This window comes from Psychrobacter sp. YP14 (assembly GCF_003209315.1).
In the GTDB taxonomy this organism is placed as follows: domain Bacteria; phylum Pseudomonadota; class Gammaproteobacteria; order Pseudomonadales; family Moraxellaceae; genus Psychrobacter; species Psychrobacter raelei.
Map to the genome: position 1 here is coordinate 529,904 of NZ_CP029789.1, position 16,503 is coordinate 546,406.

The following is a 16,503-nucleotide window of genomic DNA, read 5'->3' on the forward strand; positions in this document are numbered from 1 at the left end:
CGCTAAAAAGTGTTTGTTCAATAGGAGAAAATTATGAAAGTTCAAGCATCTGTTAAGAAAATTTGTGGTAGCTGTAAAGTAGTTCGCCGTAAAGGTAAAGTACATGTTATCTGCAAAGCAGAACCACGTCATAAACAGCGTCAAGGTTAATCAGTAATTTTTGAGTATTTTAGACACGTTTAGAATACTATTTACGAATTAAACTTGAAAAATAAAGGCGGATGAGCTATCATCCGCCACTTGCCGTCGTTTACTAACTTTTATTTGGCTTTTGGCGTTAAAACCAGTTGACCAAAGACAAGATACAGTAAATGGCAAAATCTGAAACATAAGTCTCAAGATTATTTTTAATATAATAAAGACTCATTTTTCATAACTGGAGAGAAATCAATGGCTCGTATTGCCGGCGTCAACATCCCGGATAACAAGCATGCAGTGATTTCATTGACTTATATTTTTGGTATTGGCCGTACTACCGCTAAGAAAATCTTAGACACGGTGGGCATTGCTCCTACTACCAAAATCAGTCAATTAGATGACGCACAGCTTGATGCTATCCGTGCAGAAGTTGGTAACTACATGACAGAGGGTGACCTACGTCGTGAAGTTTCAATGAATATCAAGCGTTTGGTCGATTTAGGTTGTTACCGTGGCATCCGCCATCGTCGTAACTTACCTGTAAGAGGTCAAAACACGAAGAACAACGCTCGTACTCGTAAGGGTCCGATTCGTTCAATTAAAAGATAATTAACTTAGGAAGCTAAAAGATGGCAAAAGACACCCGTGGTCGTAAAAAAACGGCACGTCGTTCGGTATCCGAGGGCGTAGCCCACATTCATGCGTCTTTTAATAACACCATTGTAACGATTACTGATCGTCAAGGTAATGCATTGGCTTGGGCCACCTCAGGTGGACAAGGCTTCCGTGGTTCACGTAAATCTACACCATTTGCAGCCCAGGTTGCAGCTGAAGTTGCTGGTAAAGCAGCTCAAGAAACTTATGGTGTAAAAAATGTCGATGTTCTGGTTAAAGGTCCAGGACCGGGTCGTGAGTCTGCGGTAAGAGCTTTAGGTGCATTAGGTTATAAAATTAACAGCATATCTGATGTAACCCCAATCCCACACAACGGTTGCCGTCCGCCTAAAAAGCGTCGCGTATAAACTATTGTTGCCGTATATTGTGCCGAACGTATTGGCAGATATACGGTGTGTGTATTAAGACGAAATTACCGTTACAAGTTACTATTAAGACGTAACTCAAGGAGACACAAGCATGGCCCGTTATATTGGTCCAAAATTAAAGTTGTCGCGTCGTGAAGGTACTGATTTACAATTAAAATCAGGTGTTAAGCCTTATGACGTTAAAACTAAAAAAGCAGGTCGCGTACCTGGCCAACATGGCAACACTCGCAATAAAGCTTCTGAATACTCGTTACAGCTTCGTGAGAAGCAAAAAGTTAAGCGTATGTATGGCGTTTTAGAGCGTCAGTTCGCTAACTACTATAAAGAATCTGCACGTGCTCGTGGCGCAACTGGTGAACACCTATTGCAAATGCTAGAGCGCCGTTTAGACAACGTTGTATATCGTATGGGCTTTGGCTCAACTCGTGCAGAAGCACGTCAGTTAGTAAGCCACCGTGCGGTTATGATTAAAAAAGCTGGTCGCGATGAGTTTGTTCGTGTGAACATTCCATCAATCCAAGTTCAAGATGGTGACGTTATCGCCATTCATGAAAAAGCGAAAGAACAGTTACGTATTAAGAATGCTATCGAACTTGCCACTCAACGTGGTATCCCTGAGTGGTTAGAAGTTGATCATAGCAAAATGCAAGGTACATTTAAGCAAGCTCCAGATCGTATTGATCTACCTGCAGAAATCACCGAAAGCTTAATCGTTGAATTGTATTCTAAATAATCGCTAACAATAATTTGATTAACTAATCGAGGTGACAATATGATGCTAAATGCTACCGAGTTTCTGACCCCTAATGCCATTAATGTGGATGCGGTTGACGAAACCAATGCAAAAGTCACGCTCGAGCCGTTAGAACGCGGCTTTGGGCATACCCTAGGTAATGCCCTTCGTCGCATTCTTTTATCTTCATTGCCTGGTGCAGCGGTTATTGAAGCAGAAATCGAAGGAGTTGATCATGAATATTCAACTCTTGAAGGTCTGCAAGAAGACGTTTTAGATTTATTGTTAAATCTAAAAGGTCTTGCGATTACTATGCACGATCAAAATGAAGTGTTTTTAACACTAGACAAAAAAGGTCCTGGCATTATCACTGCGGCAGATATCGAACTGCCACACAATGTTGATATTGTTAACCCTGAATTGGTTCTAGGTACGCTAGGTGACCGTGGTCATCTAAAAATGCGCTTACGTGTGGTTATGGGTCGTGGTTACGAGCCTGCTAACCTACGCCGTGAAGATGGTGACACGAAGGCCATTGGTCGCTTGAAATTGGATGCTAGCTTTAGCCCAGTTTCACGTGTGGCTTATCAAGTTGAAAATGCTCGTGTTGAACAGCGCACGGATCTTGACCGTCTGATCATTGAACTAGAAACCAATGGCACGATCGATCCTGAAGAAGCAATTCGCAAAGCAGCAACTATTTTGCAGCAACAAATCTCTATTTTTGTAGATTTAGAAGCAGAAGAAGCGCCAGAGCCTGTGAAAGAGAAAGAAGAGGTTGACCCTGTACTATTACGTCCAGTGGATGACCTTGAACTAACGGTTCGCTCAGCCAACTGTTTAAAAGCTGAAAACATTTACTATATCGGCGATTTGGTTCAGCGTTCAGAGACTGAACTGCTTAAAACACCAAACCTTGGTAAGAAATCATTAACCGAAATTAAAGACGTTTTAGCGTCTAAAGGTCTTGAACTGGATATGCGCCTAGAAAACTGGCCACCAGCAGATCTACGTGTTGATGACCGTTTTTCTTACCGTAGCCGTTAAACTATTAAGGATATTTGACCATGCGACATCGTAAGAGTGGAGTTAAGCTGGGTCGCACCGGCAGCCATCGTAAGGCAATGTTCCAGAACATGACAAACTCTCTGTTTGAGCATGAACTGATCAAAACAACATTACCTAAAGCTAAAGAGCTTCGCCGTGTAGCTGAGCCTCTAATTACTTTGGCAAAAGAAGATTCTGTAGCCAACCGCCGTTTAGCATTCAGCCGTATGCGTAACAAAAATATGGTTGGTAAGTTATTTGGTACATTAGCACCACGTTATCAAGCGCGCCCAGGTGGATACATCCGTATCATCAAATGTGGCAACCGTGATGGTGACAATGCACCAATGGCTTATGTTGAACTGGTAGACCGCGACTAATTTTTATTGGTTGTTGGCCAGTCCATCTGCTACAAAAAACCTCAGTAGCTTTATAAATTCTGTTTTACATAATTTATAAAGTAGCTGGGGTTTTCTTATGTCCTAAAAAAGCTTAGTTGTCCTCACTGACTTCAAATACTCGATGTAGACACCAAGCCTAAAGATATAAATAAAAAATAACGGACTAACATTAATTAGTCCTTTATCTCAATTCTAGCGTTAACTGTACCCTATATCATCTTTGATCTACACCATTTTACTCAAGAATTTGACTGGCATCACCAGCACCTTGACGCACTAATTGTGGGGGGAAGACAGTCATATCCACTATGGTGGTCAGCTTGGTGGTTAGCACACCGGCGTTAATCATGACATCAATATTATTACCCAGCTTGTCTTCAATATCGAAGGGATCATCTAGTGCCAATGGGGTAGAGGGCAAGATAAGCGAACTGGTCAAAATCGGTTCACCCATAGCCTCTAGCAGCATCTGCGCTATCGGGTTAGAGGGCACACGAATACCAATGGTTTTTTTCTTGGGATGCGATAACTTTTTTGGCACATCTTTGGTGGCATCTAGAATAAAAGTGATTGGCGCGGGAGTGGATGCTTTTAACAGCTTAAACTGCTGATTATCTACGGTAGCGTAGGTGGCAATTTCGCTTAAATCTCGGCACAACAGTGTAAATTGATGCTTATCATCGAGTTGACGAATTAAACGCAGCTTCTCAATAGCCTCTTTTGAGCCAATTTTGCAGCCAAAAGCATAGCTGGTATCAGTAGGGTAGACGATCAGCTGATCACGGTTTAATGCATCCACAGTTTGGCTGATAAGTCTGGGCTGAGGGTTTTCGGGGTGAATGTATAAAGTTTGCATAAGATGCCTCCTGATAACTAAGGTCAATCCTGATGCTGCTTTGAGCTTGCGATACAGGCTGCATTGTAGCGCCTTTAGAATCGCACAGTTAAAAGTTAGCCATTATGACCCTAGACTAGGTTATTTATAATTGTCTAATGAGTTAAATTGGGCAATTAATTAGTTGGGTGTCTAAGCTATAGTATCATGACACAAGTAGGCTAGAGCTGTTAACAGTATTTTTGCATCTTTGGGCAGGGTTTGTGGGGCGTTAAGGTAACTGAGCGCTTGGTTATAAACGTCAATAGCAAAAGTGCTCTGACTGGTATCAAAGTTGGCATGTAGGTTGTCTTGTGAGACCCGAAAGCGTCGTTGGCACATTATGCTAAATAGGCATTCTATAGCTTGCGGCTTAATCTCTACTTGCTCAAATGCATGCTGCTGGGCTTCTGTACGCCCATCGGGGGCATACCAGTAGCCAAAGTCGGACAACGTGCGTCTGCGGGCACCTGCCAAGCTCCAGTGACTGATTTCATGTAGAGCGCTTTGAAAAAAGCCATGTGCAAACTCGATACGTGCAGGTTGTCCATCAACTGAGGGAAAATACTCAGGCTCAAAGTCGCCGCGTACTAAGGTGACGTTTTGAGTGGCAAATAAAGTATTAAATACAGCAATAAGCCAGTCCACCTTCACAGCCTCTATCTGCTCATCTGTTAGATTGACCAAATTAAGTGTTTGCTGCGTAATGTGTTGCCATTGGGATTTGAAACGAGATAACGCTTCAGGCATAGTGCTTGGCATCTTTTGCAGCAGCGTATTGGCCAAAGCGGTTATGGGTAGGTCATAAAAATTAATCACAGACATGGCTTTAATGATCCAAAGAAAATGGCAAGCGGCTATTTTAGCAAGTTAATTGCCGCTGACAACCTTATCCTCGCTTAGCAATGAGCGATATCATTTTTAAAAAAGAGAGAAGTATGACAAAATACACCAAGGATACTAAATCCACTAACTTAACGGATTTGAACGTGAGCAATAATACTGAAAAAAGTGCACAGCAGTTACCTAATCACGTCAATTTAGAGAAGTGGGAAGATGCCGGCTATGTTTGGTCCGGTAGCATTACCCCACGTCTGCTAAAGCGATTGGTAGATATTGTCCCTGAAGACTATCAAGATAAGCCCATTGACTTAAGATGTGAGCTGAAAAAACAAGGTCAGCTATTGACCTTAGAGATGCAGTTCACAGGCGATATTTGGGTGACGTGTCAGCGCTGTCTTAATCCACTGAACATCGATGTCACTCACGATGCGCAGCTGATACTATTACAGCGTGAAGAGCAAGAAAGCTTGGTGGATGAGTCCGATGATTATCTGCTGCTAGAGGAGCTGCTCGCCGATCAGCCTGAGAATAAAAAAGGCGATCGCCTGCTACCACTAAAAAAACTGGTCGAGGATGAGTTGCTGTTAGATGTCCCTTTATCTGCCAAACATGATGATTGTGAAATGGCAGTAGAGCAGGTCGGTGAAATTATCGAAGAGGAGGCAGAAAACCCATTTGCCGCACTCGAAGCACTCAAAGGTAAGCTTTAAAACTTGATCTTAGCACGTGCTCATCTGATTGATTAGATCTCGTAAAACTTGCAAAGTGAATACCCCTTTATTTTATGGAACAAAGCGAGTATAATCTCTCGTTTATTATTCCCAGATTTTAAACCTATTTGATTTTTAATAAGAGTTGCTCTTATTGAGGTCAATAGAGAACTCATTTTGCTAAGTGAGCTTATTGTATTTTAGATAAATTTTTATTTAAAATATGGCGCTCACCGCCAAAGCATATTTTAAAATAGGAGCAAGACCCATGGCTGTTCAAAAAAGTCGTAAAAGCCGCTCACGCCGTGATATGCGTCGTTCACACCACCATATGGAAGTTGCTGAGCTAAGCATCGATGCTACCACTGGTGAAAAACATCGTCGTCACCATATGACTAAAGATGGTTTTTACCGTGGCCGCCAATTGTTTAAAGCGAGTCAGGAAGACTAACTCATAATCATTTTAAATGATTATGGTTAGATATAAGAGCTAAGCCTTACTAATGACCCTTTTATCATTAGTGGCGCTTGGCTCTTTTTTTATGAGTATATTTAGGGATAAGAAGGCTTATAATGTCACTAAAAGCGTCGCAAGCAGTTAAAAAACAAGGTCAACTGGATGTGCCTCGTCGCATTGCGGTTGTTTTTCCTGGGCAAGGTTCACAAACTGTCGGTATGCTAAATGAGCTGAGCGAAGCGTATCCTATCGTCAAAGAGACGTTTGCTGAAGCGAGTGAAGCATTAGGGTTTGATTTGTGGGCAGTGTGTCAAGATGAGGCTGAATTAGGTAAGACTGAGAACACTCAGCCTGCGTTATTAACCGCGAGTATTGCCGTTTGGCGTATTTTGCAACAAAACACTCAAATTGAACCTCTATTTTTAGCAGGGCACTCTTTAGGAGAGTACAGTGCCTTGTGTGCTGCGGGCTCAATTAGCTTTGCAGATGCTGTAAAATTGGTTCACGCGCGTGGCCACTTTATGCAGCAAGCTGTGGTAGGGGTTGATACTAAGATGGCTGCTGTACTTGGCTTAGATAACAGCCAGGTGATTAGTATCTGTGAGCAAGTAGAGAGCAATAATGATGACACCATCGTGAGCGCTGCCAACTTCAATAGCCCAGGTCAAATCGTGGTTGCGGGCAACTCTGAAGGTGTTGATATCTTAAGCCAACATATCCAATGTATGGGCAAGCGTATAGTGCCGCTCAAGGTGAGCGTACCTTCGCACTGCGCATTGATGCAGCCAGCCACAGAAGCCTTGGCAGAGAAGCTGGCCGAATGCAAATTTGAGCTGCCAAGCATTCCTGTAATTCAAAATAAAAACGCCATGGAAGAAAAAACAATCGCCGGTATAAAAAAGGCGTTAACTGAGCAGCTTAGCCATCCTGTGCTATGGACTCAAACCATGCAAAAACTGGCCGATAAACACATCAATTTAATCATTGAGTGCGGTGCAGGCACGGTTTTGAGTAATTTGGCAAAAAGACAAGACACGCCTATTGCCACTTATCCTACTGATAAGCCAGAGCGACTCGCTAAGCTTTTTGATAAGTTAAATAATGAGGATCTATAATGAGTCGTACAATCACTTTAGTTACAGGTGCCAGTCGTGGTATCGGTAAAGCTATTGCCAAGCGTTTTGCTAAGGAAGGTCACTTTGTGATTGGCACTGCCACAACCGCTGAGGGTGCTCAATCGATTGATGAGTACTTACATGATGCTGGCGGTATTGGTCGCAGTTTGGATGTGACCAATCAAGAAAGTATTGATAAATTATTTGAAGAAATTGAAAGCGTTTATGGTAGCGTGCAAGTATTGGTCAATAACGCCGGTATCACCCAAGATGGTCTGCTCATTCGTATGAAAGATGAAGATTGGGATAAAGTGGTAGACACCAACTTAACCTCAATTTACCGCATGAGTAAGCGGGCAATGCGGGGTATGATGAAAGGGCGCAAAGGTCGTATCATCAATATCACCTCAGTTGTGGGTCAGATGGGTAACGCCGGTCAAGCCAACTATGCGGCTACCAAAGCCGGTGTAGAAGGCTTTAGTCGTACTTTAGCCCGCGAAATTGGTTCACGTCAGGTGACCGTTAACTGTGTGGCACCAGGTCTTATTGAGACGGATATGACCGATGAGCTTGATGAGCGCCTACTTAATTCTATGTTAGATGCGGTTCCTGTGGGACGTCTGGGCCAGCCTGAAGATGTTGCTGCTGCCGTCTCTTACTTAGCCAGTGATGAGGCGAGCTATGTAACTGGCGCTGTCATTCCTGTCAATGGTGGCATGTACATGTAATATATGCAGGTAAATTGTTAATTAATTAGAATTACGCCGACACTTTTGCTATTATAGGCAACAGATGTACACTTTAGATGAAAGTGGTCGCAATAATTGATAATATAGTGACCCCTATCTAGTAGATCGATGCTAAAGTTCAATGCTTGAGCGGCCACTACAGGTGAAAAGTTTAAGCATTGCCATTATTAGAAAATTTTAAATTACCAATCAGGATGGAGACTCCTATGAGCGAAGAAATTGAATTAAAAGTAAAATCAGCTGTAGCCGAACAGCTAGACGTGAATATTGAAGACATCAAGAGCGATTCTTCATTCATTAACGATCTAGGTGCTGACTCTTTAGACCTAGTTGAACTAGTAATGAACTTTGAAAATGACTTTGATATCACTATCCCTGATGATGATTCAAGTGAATTAACCACCGTTCAAAAAGCAGTAGACTATATCAAGTCAAAATTAGAGTCTTAAGCTTTAATTTGCTGTCAATGACTCGGTTATAGAGGCATTGATAATAAAAGACCATGTACGTCACGTACGTGGTCTTTTTTTTGGTGTATTGTTTATGTGCTCAGGCGGCACGCCATTTGTAAGTAATAAAATTTAACAATTAGCTACATTGAAATAGTAATAAATCACAAGGGCAGTGGGTATACTTTAAAAGTGGAAGTCACAAACCAAAATACACAATATTAAAGACTCATTGTTTGCTGCGCTGCTTAAGGTAGTTATCAGTCGGTACTGGCTACTTGACTGAGATGTGCCTTAGACTTGAGCTAATAATTTTATTTAAAATAATATGTGGCAAATAATATAATCAATAATTTTTAGGAGAAATTCATGGGAATTTTTAGTTTTGCAAAGGATATCGGCGATAAGATTTTTAATCGTGATGATGCCAAAAAACAAACAGAATCACACGCAGATGCTAATGCAACCCCAGCTGCCTCTACTGAGCCATCAGCACAGTCAGTAGCTAACTTACTATTAAAGCGTATTCAGCAGCAAAACCTTAACATCACTAATTTAAAAGTTAAGTATAACGCCACCACAGATACCGCTGAAATCAGTGGTAATGCAGAAACTCAAGCAGACCGTGAAAAAGCGATCATCGCTATTGGTAACGTTCAAAACGTTGCTAAAGTTATCGATAACATCGATATCAAGCAAGATGCGCCTGAATCTACGATGTACACTGTAAAATCTGGTGATTCTTTATCTAAGATTGCTCAAGAAGTGTATGGTTCTGCGAATGAATATAACAAGATTTTTGAAGCTAACAAGCCTATGCTAAGTAGCCCAGACAAAATCTACCCAGGCCAAGTACTTCGTATTCCTAAGCCTTAATCTGTTTAATAGCTAAGCTTCTCTATCTAAGGCCCTATATTTAAGGTCCTATATCTAAGGTGCTATAGCTAACAGACTACAGGAAAACGTAAAAACGCTTAAGCCAAAAAGCCACCAACAACAGTTGGTGGCTTTTTTAGCTTCAAAATAAACACAAATAAACACTTAAGTGACCTGTCATTATTTATGATATTTTAAATCCTACATTGGGCCAAAGACTTATCAGTTATGACGTTGATGAGTGAAGCTTAGCCAGCTGCTCCTTAATGGCCCAGTGAATGTGCTCATCTAATACCTCACCGTGCTCGCCTAAACGAGAGTTAAGCTTTCCGATGTGCTTGGCATGATAAGGCGCATTACCGATACCAATAGACAGATTACGCAAAAAGTTCACATAACCGGTGCGGCGCAGTGGGCTGCCCTCGGTGCTTTTTAAGAACTGCTGCTCGCTCCACTGCCACAGCTCAATTAATAAGCTGTCATCTAGATTATGGCGGGCATGAAAGTCGTCAATAGGGCTAATTTGAGCATAACGATTCCAAGGACAAATAAGCTGGCAGTCATCACAGCCGAAGACTCGATTACCAATCGCCTTACGGTATGTCTCGTCAATGATGCCATCATGCTCAATGGTTAAATAAGAGATGCAGGCACTGGCTTTAAGCTGATAAGGGGCGACAATCGCCTGGGTGGGACAAATATCTATACAGGCACTACAGCTACCGCAGTGAGCGCTAACGGCCGTATCCTCTGGCAGTGCTAAGCTTAAAAACAGCTCTCCTAAGACAAAAAATGAGCCTGAGTCTTTATTAATCAACAAAGTGTGTTTACCCGTCCAGCCCAGTCCTGCCGCATCGGCTAAAGGACGCTCAAATATCGGTGCTGAATCACTAAAGGGACGAAACACAAAAGGGCTATCTACGCCAATATCCAAGTGTTGCCACTGAGGAAGCATGGCTTCAATATTTTGAGCCAGTTTTTTTAGACGCGAGCGCATGGTTTTGTGATAGTCACGTCCTCGGGCGTAGCGGGCAATAATGGCATGATTGGGGCGCAGGTTATCTTCAATACGGCGCGGTGCGGGTGCCGCCTCTAGATAATCCATACGCACTGATATGATGGTGCGTGAGCCCTCTACCAACAGCGCAGGATTGGCGCGCTTATCATGGTTGCTCTCCATAAAGGTCAGCTGTCCGTGATGTCCTTTCGCCAGCCAGTCACGCAGACCTTGCATTTGTGCTTCAAACAGCGGATTGTCAACGCTAATAAAGCCGCAGTCGGCAAAGCCTAACTTGATTGCCTGCTCACGAATCCACCGCTTGACATCGATGGCATCTTGAAACTCATTGGTCGGTATGGACGCATTTTTGGCAGTTGGCATAGGCGCTGTGGCAGAGGCTGGGGTAGACGACGAGGAGGACATAATAAGACACAATACTCAAAGCTCAATTAAGGGGGTATGATAAGCTATAACTACCCAAATATAAAACCTAAGCTGCCTTGGAGTCTTACTGATATGTCAAAGCAATCTCATTGTGACGCCGCTGCGCGTAGTATTCAGTCTATTCAAGCTAATGATGCGCTAGTCCCCTTGTACAGCCCTAAGCAGGTATATGGCATAGAAAAAGCGTGGTTTGATGCCGGTAATGACAGCTATGCCCTAATGCAGCAGGCTGCTTGGCAGATTGCTCACTGGATTTACCGCACTTATAGTAAGGCCGGTGATAAGCTAAAGATAGGGGTGTGGGTGGGCCGTGGTAATAATGGCGGTGATGGCTGGCTGGTGGCTGATTATTTGACGCAATTAGGCGCGCAGGTCGCTGTCATTGAAGTGGGGCCAGAGGTCAGTACCGCTGATGCGCTTTTGGCCAAGCAGCAGGCTACAGCGACCTTAAATAACAACAAGCAAGTAATAGAGCAGACATTCACCAGCCATTTAGCGAATCAAACAAGCTTTGCTAAAGTTTGTGAACAATCCGAGTACTTAAGCGCCGATGTCTATGTGGATGCCTTATTTGGTATTGGTCTAGACCGAGCGCCTCAGTCTGCTTATGCCGATGCCATTCGCTATATCAATGCAGCCAAGCAGTACAATCATCGCTTACAAGTGGTCAGTGTGGATGTACCAAGTGGCGTGGTCTCAAGCACAGGTGAGGTCTTCGATGAGCAGGCGGTGAGGGCAGATATTACCTTATGTTTGGTGGCTCGCAAAGTAGGCTTGCACCTAAAAGATGCTATGGACTATACCGGAAAGCTGGTAGATCTGCCGCTGATACCCACAGTGTTGGGCAAGCTGCCACAAGCTTGGCTACAACATCACGCGCAGCCGTTACCTGCGCGTGATCACAATACCCATAAGGGCAGCTTTGGTCATGTGCTTATCGCTGGCGGTAATCAGGTCGACGGGTCTCAGGGTATGGGTGGTGCCGCTATTTTATCGGCCAGCACAGCCTTTGCCACAGGTGTGGGTAAGCTGACGGTGGCTTGTCATAAGGCTTTTCATGGCAGTCTAATAGGCGCTGTGCCTAATGCCATGAGTTTAGACTTGCATGATGCCTCAAGCGTAGAGTCTCTTATTGCGCAGTGCGATACTTTGGCAATAGGTATGGGGTTTGGGCGAGATGAGAGTAGTTTTACGCTGTTTGAGCGCTACTTGCGTACCGCTTTGCAGCAGTCCATTGCCCTGATCATTGATGCCGATGGTTTGTATCATTTGGCCAGCTTGGCTAAGCAGGCTCCTGAAATTATTGATCAGCTGATTGAGCATGCTAAGACTCATGAGGTCTGGTATACACCGCACAGTGGTGAGGCAGGGCGATTGCTAGATATATCGGCTGATGAGATAGAAAAAGATCGACTGGCGGCCATCACGCAATTGGCCAATAAATACAATGGCAGCTGGCTGCTCAAAGGTGCAGGCTCATTGGTACTACATAAGGGTGAAATACGAGTCTGTGCAGCGGGCAATGCGGGAATGGCAACGGCTGGCATGGGTGATGTATTGTCTGGGCTGGCCGCAGGGTTACTGGCGCAATCGGTACTGCCTAAGTCTTCTCGCACTCTCATACAAGCGGTCATGATTCATGCAATGGCTGGTGACGTACTTGAGCGCAAAAAAGGAGTGTGGGCGCTACAAGCCAGTGACATGCCGCCTGTGGTAGGACAGATTATGCAGCAGTTAACCCAAGCTCAGTAGCGCTGTGAATATGAGCGCTTATATCGCCCAATATGCTGGCATAGCCAGAGCAAGGGGATGACTTGTAAAAACTAGCAGTACTGCGCCAATAGTTGCTCGGTATTTTCTCGCTTTAGCTCAATCATAGGGGCGGTTAGATAGACTCTTTGGCCAGTAGCATTGAGCGTATATACCTCATCGCCTGTGGTTAAGTGCATTAAATTAACTTGCAGCTTTTTACATTGGGTCTGAATGGTTGGGTCCAAAGTCTTGAAAGGGGGAGGGGCTTGGTTGTTTTTTGCAGTGGTGCTGCCTGAAGATGACAATAAAGGTGCAGTAAAAGACGACTTAGGTTGGGTTGACGTATTGGTCTGAGGCGGCGCGACAGGGGCGGAGAATTGACCTGGCTTACTGGGCCGGCCGTCACCTCTCATCTGTATGATTTCAACCTGAGTGCCTATGTCAGGTGCAAATTGTGAGTATTTTACCTCACCAAATTCTCCCGTAGTTTTATACACCGGCATGGCCCAAGCTGGCAGAGCAACACCTAGGCCAAGTGCCGCCACACTTAGTCCATATATGAACGTCCGATTTAACAGTGGCTTGGCAAGCCTATCGTGCATATGGATCCATGGCACAGCCTTAAATAAATTCATAAGCACGGTTTATCCTATATAAGCTAAGCAGTGGCAGGCAATAAGCAGTGGGACGCAGTAAGCAACAAGATGTAAATTTTAACCAAATCATCGGGTGACAAATGATTAGTAGCGCTTGATACTCTTGTCTTTTGAAATGGTCTCTTGATGAATAGGAAACTGGCTGTGCTCAGTGACCGACTTTCGGTCATTAAAATAGTGATGCAAAGTGCGTTTTACCGCTTCAAAGGCGATGTCATCCCAAGGAATGTCTTTTTCTTCAAATAAGGCACACTCTAAGCTTTCAGGCCCGACGCCATATTTGCCGTCTTGCAACTGGGTCAGATACAGCACATAGATTTGACCGATATCAGGAATGTCATATAGACAGTACAAATGCGGGTGTGTTGCCACAGCGTCAGCTTCTTCTACAGTTTCCCGAGCGGCGCCTTCTGCCATGGTTTCGCCAATCTCCATAAACCCTGCTGGCAAAGTCCAATAGCCATATCGAGGCTCAATGGCACGGCGGCATAGCAGCACCTTATCTTGTGAGATGACAATGGCGCCACAAATAACCTTAGGGTTTTCATAGTGAATATAATGGCAGTGTGGGCAGACCAAGCGCGGGTTGTGGTCGCCGGCAGGAATTTTATGCTCCGCTAACTGGCCGCATTGCAAACAGTACGCCATAGGGCAGTCCTTATTTTTGAAATTAATCGATTACTTATTATTTTAAGCCGCATTTTCAGCGCTTGCTTTGTTAAAAATGAGCAAAAAACAGGCTGGCTACTGATACGCGTTATAGCATTTATCATACATAATTACTAAGGCCAATCTATCATCAAGATAGCATATTTCAGCATAATACGTTAGTCTAACCCTACACTCTTATTTGTTGGCTTACTGTTTATCGCGCCTTATGAAATCCTCTATTGAAACGCTACTTGTACCACAAAATCTGTATCAAAATGAGCACTCACCACGCTTTGAAGAGCTTGCGGTGGTGTTGCCTGAGCAGGTCATTCACCCTAAGCTTAGGCAGCTGGTTGAGAGGGTACAACAGCACACATTGCATGCCACCTTTAAGCAAGACATAGCGGACACCAAGGTTCACACTCAGGCGCAGTTGGCGGCGCACTTCCAAGGCAACTCTCAAGATAATGCCCGTGCTACTGAGCAGGGCAAGTCTGCGCATAATCCGTCTCACTCTACAACAACTGATGCTGCAGTTGATGGCATACAATCAGTACTCAAAAAGGAGGTGGCCACGGTCAAGGGTGGCGCACACACTAAAAATACCGAGTTGTCATCAGGGGGCATCAGTCGAGCCCAAAGGATTTTAGATAAGCTGGTCACCACTGACAATGCAGATGCCGCAGTTTTGGTGGTTATTACCAACGAGGCGCATCCTAAAATGCTGCTGACTCGGCGTGCTGCCCACTTAAGCAGCCATGCCGGAGAGGTGTCTTTTGCGGGAGGAAAGCACGACACAGGTGACGGTAATAATGTGGTTACAGCGCTGCGAGAGGCCTGCGAAGAGACCGCTCTACCACCGAGCAAAGCACAGATTGTTGGTCAATTACCAATTCAGGTATCCAAAAAGGGACTGGTGGTGCGTCCTATCGTGGCTTTGGTGGAGCCGCCCATTACCTATGTGCCTGAGCTGGGCGAAATTGCCCGTATTTTTTGGGCTGACTTTGAGACGCTAATCGAGCAGCCCACCACAGACCACATTTTGCCTTATACCATCAATGGCCAGACCCTTAATATAAAGACACCCAGCTGGCGTGTAGATGGTGAAGTGGTGTGGGGGCTGACCGGTCGGGTGCTGGCTGGTTTACTACAGATCGGTTTTGATCGCGAAGTGACTTGGTATTATGAGCCGGTTGACGGCTCTGATTAACCCATCAAACTCTCATCTTCATCCTGAATCTGCATATTTAGCCTTTATCCTTGCCCGTTAAACGGATGGTGCCTGTGTAGATATTGCGCGGCTCTACGTATCCTTGCTGCGTGGTGTTTATGGCTAAGCTGCCATCCGTATTTATCCCCGTTACCACGCCGTGAATCACCACTGTATCTGAGTGTTTATCTTGGGCGCTTTGTGGTTGGGTCGCTTGAGTGGTGTGAGCGGATAAAGGTGGCTGCTCAATAATGATTGGTCTGCCAGCCAGCACATTGACTGCACTATAGTCTTCAATAAACTGTGTCAGGGCGTAGCTTTGTTGTGAAAACTGTTCAAATTGAGCCACGGCACGCAGCAAGGTGGCACTCACAGGTATATATAAATCCTCAGCACGCGGTAAGTGGCTGTGAGCGTCAGAAGGCAGGCTGTTATGGGCGCTGTGAGCATTATCCTTATTGGCTGTGTGGGTTTGTTTATAATTTTGGGTTTGCTTAATAATCTGAGTTAGGCTAATGGCCTGATAATCCATGCCTTCTTTGGTGCTGTCACTTAATACAGGCGCAGCCTCGATATTCATACCGACCCCAATAATAACGCCGGTAATCTTATTGTCTGTCACCACAGGCTCAATCAAAATCCCCGCCAATTTATGAAAACTGGTATTGCTTTTATCAGCTGCGGTGGGCGTCTCACCAGCGCTGAGAGACTCAGTGTCATAATAGCCTATGTCATTGGCCCATTTTACCCCGACTATAGGCAAGCCTAGACTGCGGCGCTGACGATTGAGGTTTTGCAGCACTGGCAGGCGGGTGATGTGCAAGCCGACCACCAAGGATAATAGGCCAGACAAAGACGATTGTAAGGGGTGATACAGCGATAGATAGATATTGCCAATAGGTGACTGCCACGTTCGGGTACGCTGGCCACGGCCGGCAGTTTGCATACTGGCAGTGAGTAGATAGGGGCGAGTTTTGTCAATGTCACCATTGGCAAGTTGTTGCATAAGCTCGCTATTGGTAGAGGGGCTGACGGCCACGTGACGGTGTATTAACGGCTGATTGGCGCCTTGATTTAAGACAGACTGTGAAGCAAAGGGCATAACTTGGCCTACAAAATAAATTTAAGGGGCTAATGTGTGAAATCGGATTTTCAGGGGTTGATAACTGGCGAACAAATAAGGGGAATATTAGCACAGCTGCCCCCCAGCTTGCCGATATGTTGCGCTGCATTCGGCTTATTTTATTGATTTTCAAAATTGGTGTTTTGTTATACTGGCCCTGCAGGTAAGTTTAAGACTCATTAACTGTGATTTGCTAAGTATTGAATAGGTATCGGCAAAGCGCACAAGGCAG

Annotated in this window: 20 protein-coding genes; 14 read left to right on the forward strand and 6 right to left on the reverse strand. The window is 44.5% G+C overall.

The features are described from left to right. The first annotated feature begins 33 nt into the window (after nt 1–33). From rpmJ to rplQ, 6 genes are all read left to right on the forward strand, one after another. Nucleotides 34–150: a 50S ribosomal protein L36 gene (rpmJ, locus tag DLE54_RS02285; RefSeq protein WP_007394227.1), complete on the forward strand. Its 117-nt coding sequence runs from the start codon at nt 34–36 to the stop codon at nt 148–150. A 240-nt stretch (nt 151–390) separates the two neighbouring features. Next, nucleotides 391–747: a 30S ribosomal protein S13 gene (rpsM, locus tag DLE54_RS02290; RefSeq protein ID WP_011959730.1), complete on the forward strand. Its 357-nt coding sequence runs from the start codon at nt 391–393 to the stop codon at nt 745–747. 20 nt (nt 748–767) lie between these two features. Continuing rightward, the gene (rpsK, locus tag DLE54_RS02295; protein ID WP_007394225.1) at nt 768–1,160 is read left to right on the forward strand and encodes a 30S ribosomal protein S11; all 393 of its coding nucleotides are present in this window, start codon (nt 768–770) and stop codon (nt 1,158–1,160) included. A gap of 112 nt (nt 1,161–1,272) precedes the next feature. Continuing rightward, nucleotides 1,273–1,914 (forward strand): 30S ribosomal protein S4, encoded by a 642-nt coding sequence (gene rpsD, locus DLE54_RS02300; RefSeq protein WP_011959731.1) that lies wholly within the window; start codon nt 1,273–1,275, stop codon nt 1,912–1,914. Between the two features lie 39 nt (nt 1,915–1,953). Next, entirely contained in the window at nt 1,954–2,961 is a 1,008-nt protein-coding gene (locus tag DLE54_RS02305) for a DNA-directed RNA polymerase subunit alpha (RefSeq protein ID WP_011959732.1), read from the forward strand. 20 nt (nt 2,962–2,981) lie between these two features. Next, the gene (gene rplQ / locus DLE54_RS02310) at nt 2,982–3,341 is read left to right on the forward strand and encodes a 50S ribosomal protein L17 (RefSeq protein WP_011959733.1); all 360 of its coding nucleotides are present in this window, start codon (nt 2,982–2,984) and stop codon (nt 3,339–3,341) included. Nucleotides 3,342–3,597: 256 nt separating this feature from the next. Here rplQ and DLE54_RS02315 read toward each other — a convergent pair whose 3' ends face one another. After that, entirely contained in the window at nt 3,598–4,218 is a 621-nt protein-coding gene (locus tag DLE54_RS02315) for an L-threonylcarbamoyladenylate synthase (protein ID WP_110816102.1), read from the reverse strand. A 171-nt stretch (nt 4,219–4,389) separates the two neighbouring features. Beyond that, complete coding sequence (locus DLE54_RS02320; protein ID WP_110816103.1) at nt 4,390–5,061, reverse strand: elongation factor P hydroxylase; 672 nt, start codon at nt 5,059–5,061, stop codon at nt 4,390–4,392. A 113-nt stretch (nt 5,062–5,174) separates the two neighbouring features. On the opposite strand from DLE54_RS02320, the gene DLE54_RS02325 reads away from it, so the two are divergent. The 6 genes from DLE54_RS02325 to lysM all read left to right on the forward strand — a co-directional run bounded on the left by DLE54_RS02325 (nt 5,175) and on the right by lysM (nt 9,435). Further along, nucleotides 5,175–5,789 carry a YceD family protein gene (locus DLE54_RS02325; RefSeq protein WP_041773272.1) on the forward strand — a complete coding sequence of 205 codons (615 nt, stop codon included), beginning with the start codon at nt 5,175–5,177 and terminating at the stop codon, nt 5,787–5,789. A 268-nt stretch (nt 5,790–6,057) separates the two neighbouring features. Beyond that, nucleotides 6,058–6,240 carry a 50S ribosomal protein L32 gene (rpmF, locus tag DLE54_RS02330; protein ID WP_011959737.1) on the forward strand — a complete coding sequence of 61 codons (183 nt, stop codon included), beginning with the start codon at nt 6,058–6,060 and terminating at the stop codon, nt 6,238–6,240. Nucleotides 6,241–6,362: 122 nt separating this feature from the next. Then, the gene (gene fabD / locus DLE54_RS02335) at nt 6,363–7,361 is read left to right on the forward strand and encodes an ACP S-malonyltransferase (protein WP_011959738.1); all 999 of its coding nucleotides are present in this window, start codon (nt 6,363–6,365) and stop codon (nt 7,359–7,361) included. Next, nucleotides 7,361–8,089, forward strand: coding sequence for a 3-oxoacyl-ACP reductase FabG (gene fabG / locus DLE54_RS02340; protein WP_011959739.1), 729 nt, complete (start codon nt 7,361–7,363; stop codon nt 8,087–8,089). Before fabD ends, fabG begins: the two co-directional genes overlap by 1 nt. 227 nt (nt 8,090–8,316) lie before the next feature. Further along, nucleotides 8,317–8,559, forward strand: a complete 243-nt coding sequence (gene acpP, locus DLE54_RS02345) for an acyl carrier protein (RefSeq protein ID WP_011959740.1) — start codon at nt 8,317–8,319, stop codon at nt 8,557–8,559. Between the two features lie 369 nt (nt 8,560–8,928). Continuing rightward, entirely contained in the window at nt 8,929–9,435 is a 507-nt protein-coding gene (lysM, locus tag DLE54_RS02350) for a peptidoglycan-binding protein LysM (protein WP_110816104.1), read from the forward strand. A 226-nt stretch (nt 9,436–9,661) separates the two neighbouring features. On the opposite strand, the gene queG is transcribed toward lysM, so the two are convergent. Further along, nucleotides 9,662–10,858 (reverse strand): tRNA epoxyqueuosine(34) reductase QueG, encoded by a 1,197-nt coding sequence (gene queG / locus DLE54_RS02355; protein ID WP_110816105.1) that lies wholly within the window; start codon nt 10,856–10,858, stop codon nt 9,662–9,664. Between the two features lie 93 nt (nt 10,859–10,951). Between queG and DLE54_RS02360 the strand changes: the two genes are divergently transcribed. Next, on the forward strand, nt 10,952–12,631 hold the full coding sequence (locus tag DLE54_RS02360) for an NAD(P)H-hydrate dehydratase (RefSeq protein ID WP_110816106.1): 1,680 nt from the start codon (nt 10,952–10,954) through the stop codon (nt 12,629–12,631). Between the two features lie 71 nt (nt 12,632–12,702). Here DLE54_RS02360 and DLE54_RS02365 read toward each other — a convergent pair whose 3' ends face one another. Next, nucleotides 12,703–13,266, reverse strand: coding sequence for a hypothetical protein (locus DLE54_RS02365; protein WP_110816107.1), 564 nt, complete (start codon nt 13,264–13,266; stop codon nt 12,703–12,705). Between the two features lie 105 nt (nt 13,267–13,371). Beyond that, on the reverse strand, nt 13,372–13,935 hold the full coding sequence (locus DLE54_RS02370; RefSeq protein WP_011959745.1) for an NUDIX hydrolase: 564 nt from the start codon (nt 13,933–13,935) through the stop codon (nt 13,372–13,374). Nucleotides 13,936–14,164: 229 nt separating this feature from the next. On the opposite strand from DLE54_RS02370, the gene DLE54_RS02375 reads away from it, so the two are divergent. Continuing rightward, nucleotides 14,165–15,148 carry an NUDIX hydrolase gene (locus tag DLE54_RS02375; RefSeq protein ID WP_227535423.1) on the forward strand — a complete coding sequence of 328 codons (984 nt, stop codon included), beginning with the start codon at nt 14,165–14,167 and terminating at the stop codon, nt 15,146–15,148. Between the two features lie 37 nt (nt 15,149–15,185). On the opposite strand, the gene DLE54_RS02380 is transcribed toward DLE54_RS02375, so the two are convergent. Continuing rightward, a complete protein-coding gene (locus tag DLE54_RS02380; RefSeq protein ID WP_110816108.1) occupies nt 15,186–16,250 on the reverse strand; it encodes a biotin--[acetyl-CoA-carboxylase] ligase in 1,065 nt (354 codons plus the stop codon). Between the last annotated feature and the right edge of the window lie 253 nt (nt 16,251–16,503).

Coding starts and splice junctions, on each gene's coding strand:
- rpmJ (WP_007394227.1), top strand. CDS start 34: ATGAAAGTTCAAGCATCTGTTAAGAAAATTTGTGGTAGCTGTAAAGTA.
- rpsM (WP_011959730.1), top strand. CDS start 391: ATGGCTCGTATTGCCGGCGTCAACATCCCGGATAACAAGCATGCAGTG.
- rpsK (WP_007394225.1), top strand. CDS start 768: ATGGCAAAAGACACCCGTGGTCGTAAAAAAACGGCACGTCGTTCGGTA.
- rpsD (WP_011959731.1), top strand. CDS start 1,273: ATGGCCCGTTATATTGGTCCAAAATTAAAGTTGTCGCGTCGTGAAGGT.
- DLE54_RS02305 (WP_011959732.1), top strand. CDS start 1,954: ATGATGCTAAATGCTACCGAGTTTCTGACCCCTAATGCCATTAATGTG.
- rplQ (WP_011959733.1), top strand. CDS start 2,982: ATGCGACATCGTAAGAGTGGAGTTAAGCTGGGTCGCACCGGCAGCCAT.
- DLE54_RS02315 (WP_110816102.1), bottom strand. CDS start 4,218: ATGCAAACTTTATACATTCACCCCGAAAACCCTCAGCCCAGACTTATC.
- DLE54_RS02320 (WP_110816103.1), bottom strand. CDS start 5,061: ATGTCTGTGATTAATTTTTATGACCTACCCATAACCGCTTTGGCCAAT.
- DLE54_RS02325 (WP_041773272.1), top strand. CDS start 5,175: ATGACAAAATACACCAAGGATACTAAATCCACTAACTTAACGGATTTG.
- rpmF (WP_011959737.1), top strand. CDS start 6,058: ATGGCTGTTCAAAAAAGTCGTAAAAGCCGCTCACGCCGTGATATGCGT.
- fabD (WP_011959738.1), top strand. CDS start 6,363: ATGTCACTAAAAGCGTCGCAAGCAGTTAAAAAACAAGGTCAACTGGAT.
- fabG (WP_011959739.1), top strand. CDS start 7,361: ATGAGTCGTACAATCACTTTAGTTACAGGTGCCAGTCGTGGTATCGGT.
- acpP (WP_011959740.1), top strand. CDS start 8,317: ATGAGCGAAGAAATTGAATTAAAAGTAAAATCAGCTGTAGCCGAACAG.
- lysM (WP_110816104.1), top strand. CDS start 8,929: ATGGGAATTTTTAGTTTTGCAAAGGATATCGGCGATAAGATTTTTAAT.
- queG (WP_110816105.1), bottom strand. CDS start 10,858: ATGTCCTCCTCGTCGTCTACCCCAGCCTCTGCCACAGCGCCTATGCCA.
- DLE54_RS02360 (WP_110816106.1), top strand. CDS start 10,952: ATGTCAAAGCAATCTCATTGTGACGCCGCTGCGCGTAGTATTCAGTCT.
- DLE54_RS02365 (WP_110816107.1), bottom strand. CDS start 13,266: ATGAATTTATTTAAGGCTGTGCCATGGATCCATATGCACGATAGGCTT.
- DLE54_RS02370 (WP_011959745.1), bottom strand. CDS start 13,935: ATGGCGTACTGTTTGCAATGCGGCCAGTTAGCGGAGCATAAAATTCCT.
- DLE54_RS02375 (WP_227535423.1), top strand. CDS start 14,165: ATGAAATCCTCTATTGAAACGCTACTTGTACCACAAAATCTGTATCAA.
- DLE54_RS02380 (WP_110816108.1), bottom strand. CDS start 16,250: ATGCCCTTTGCTTCACAGTCTGTCTTAAATCAAGGCGCCAATCAGCCG.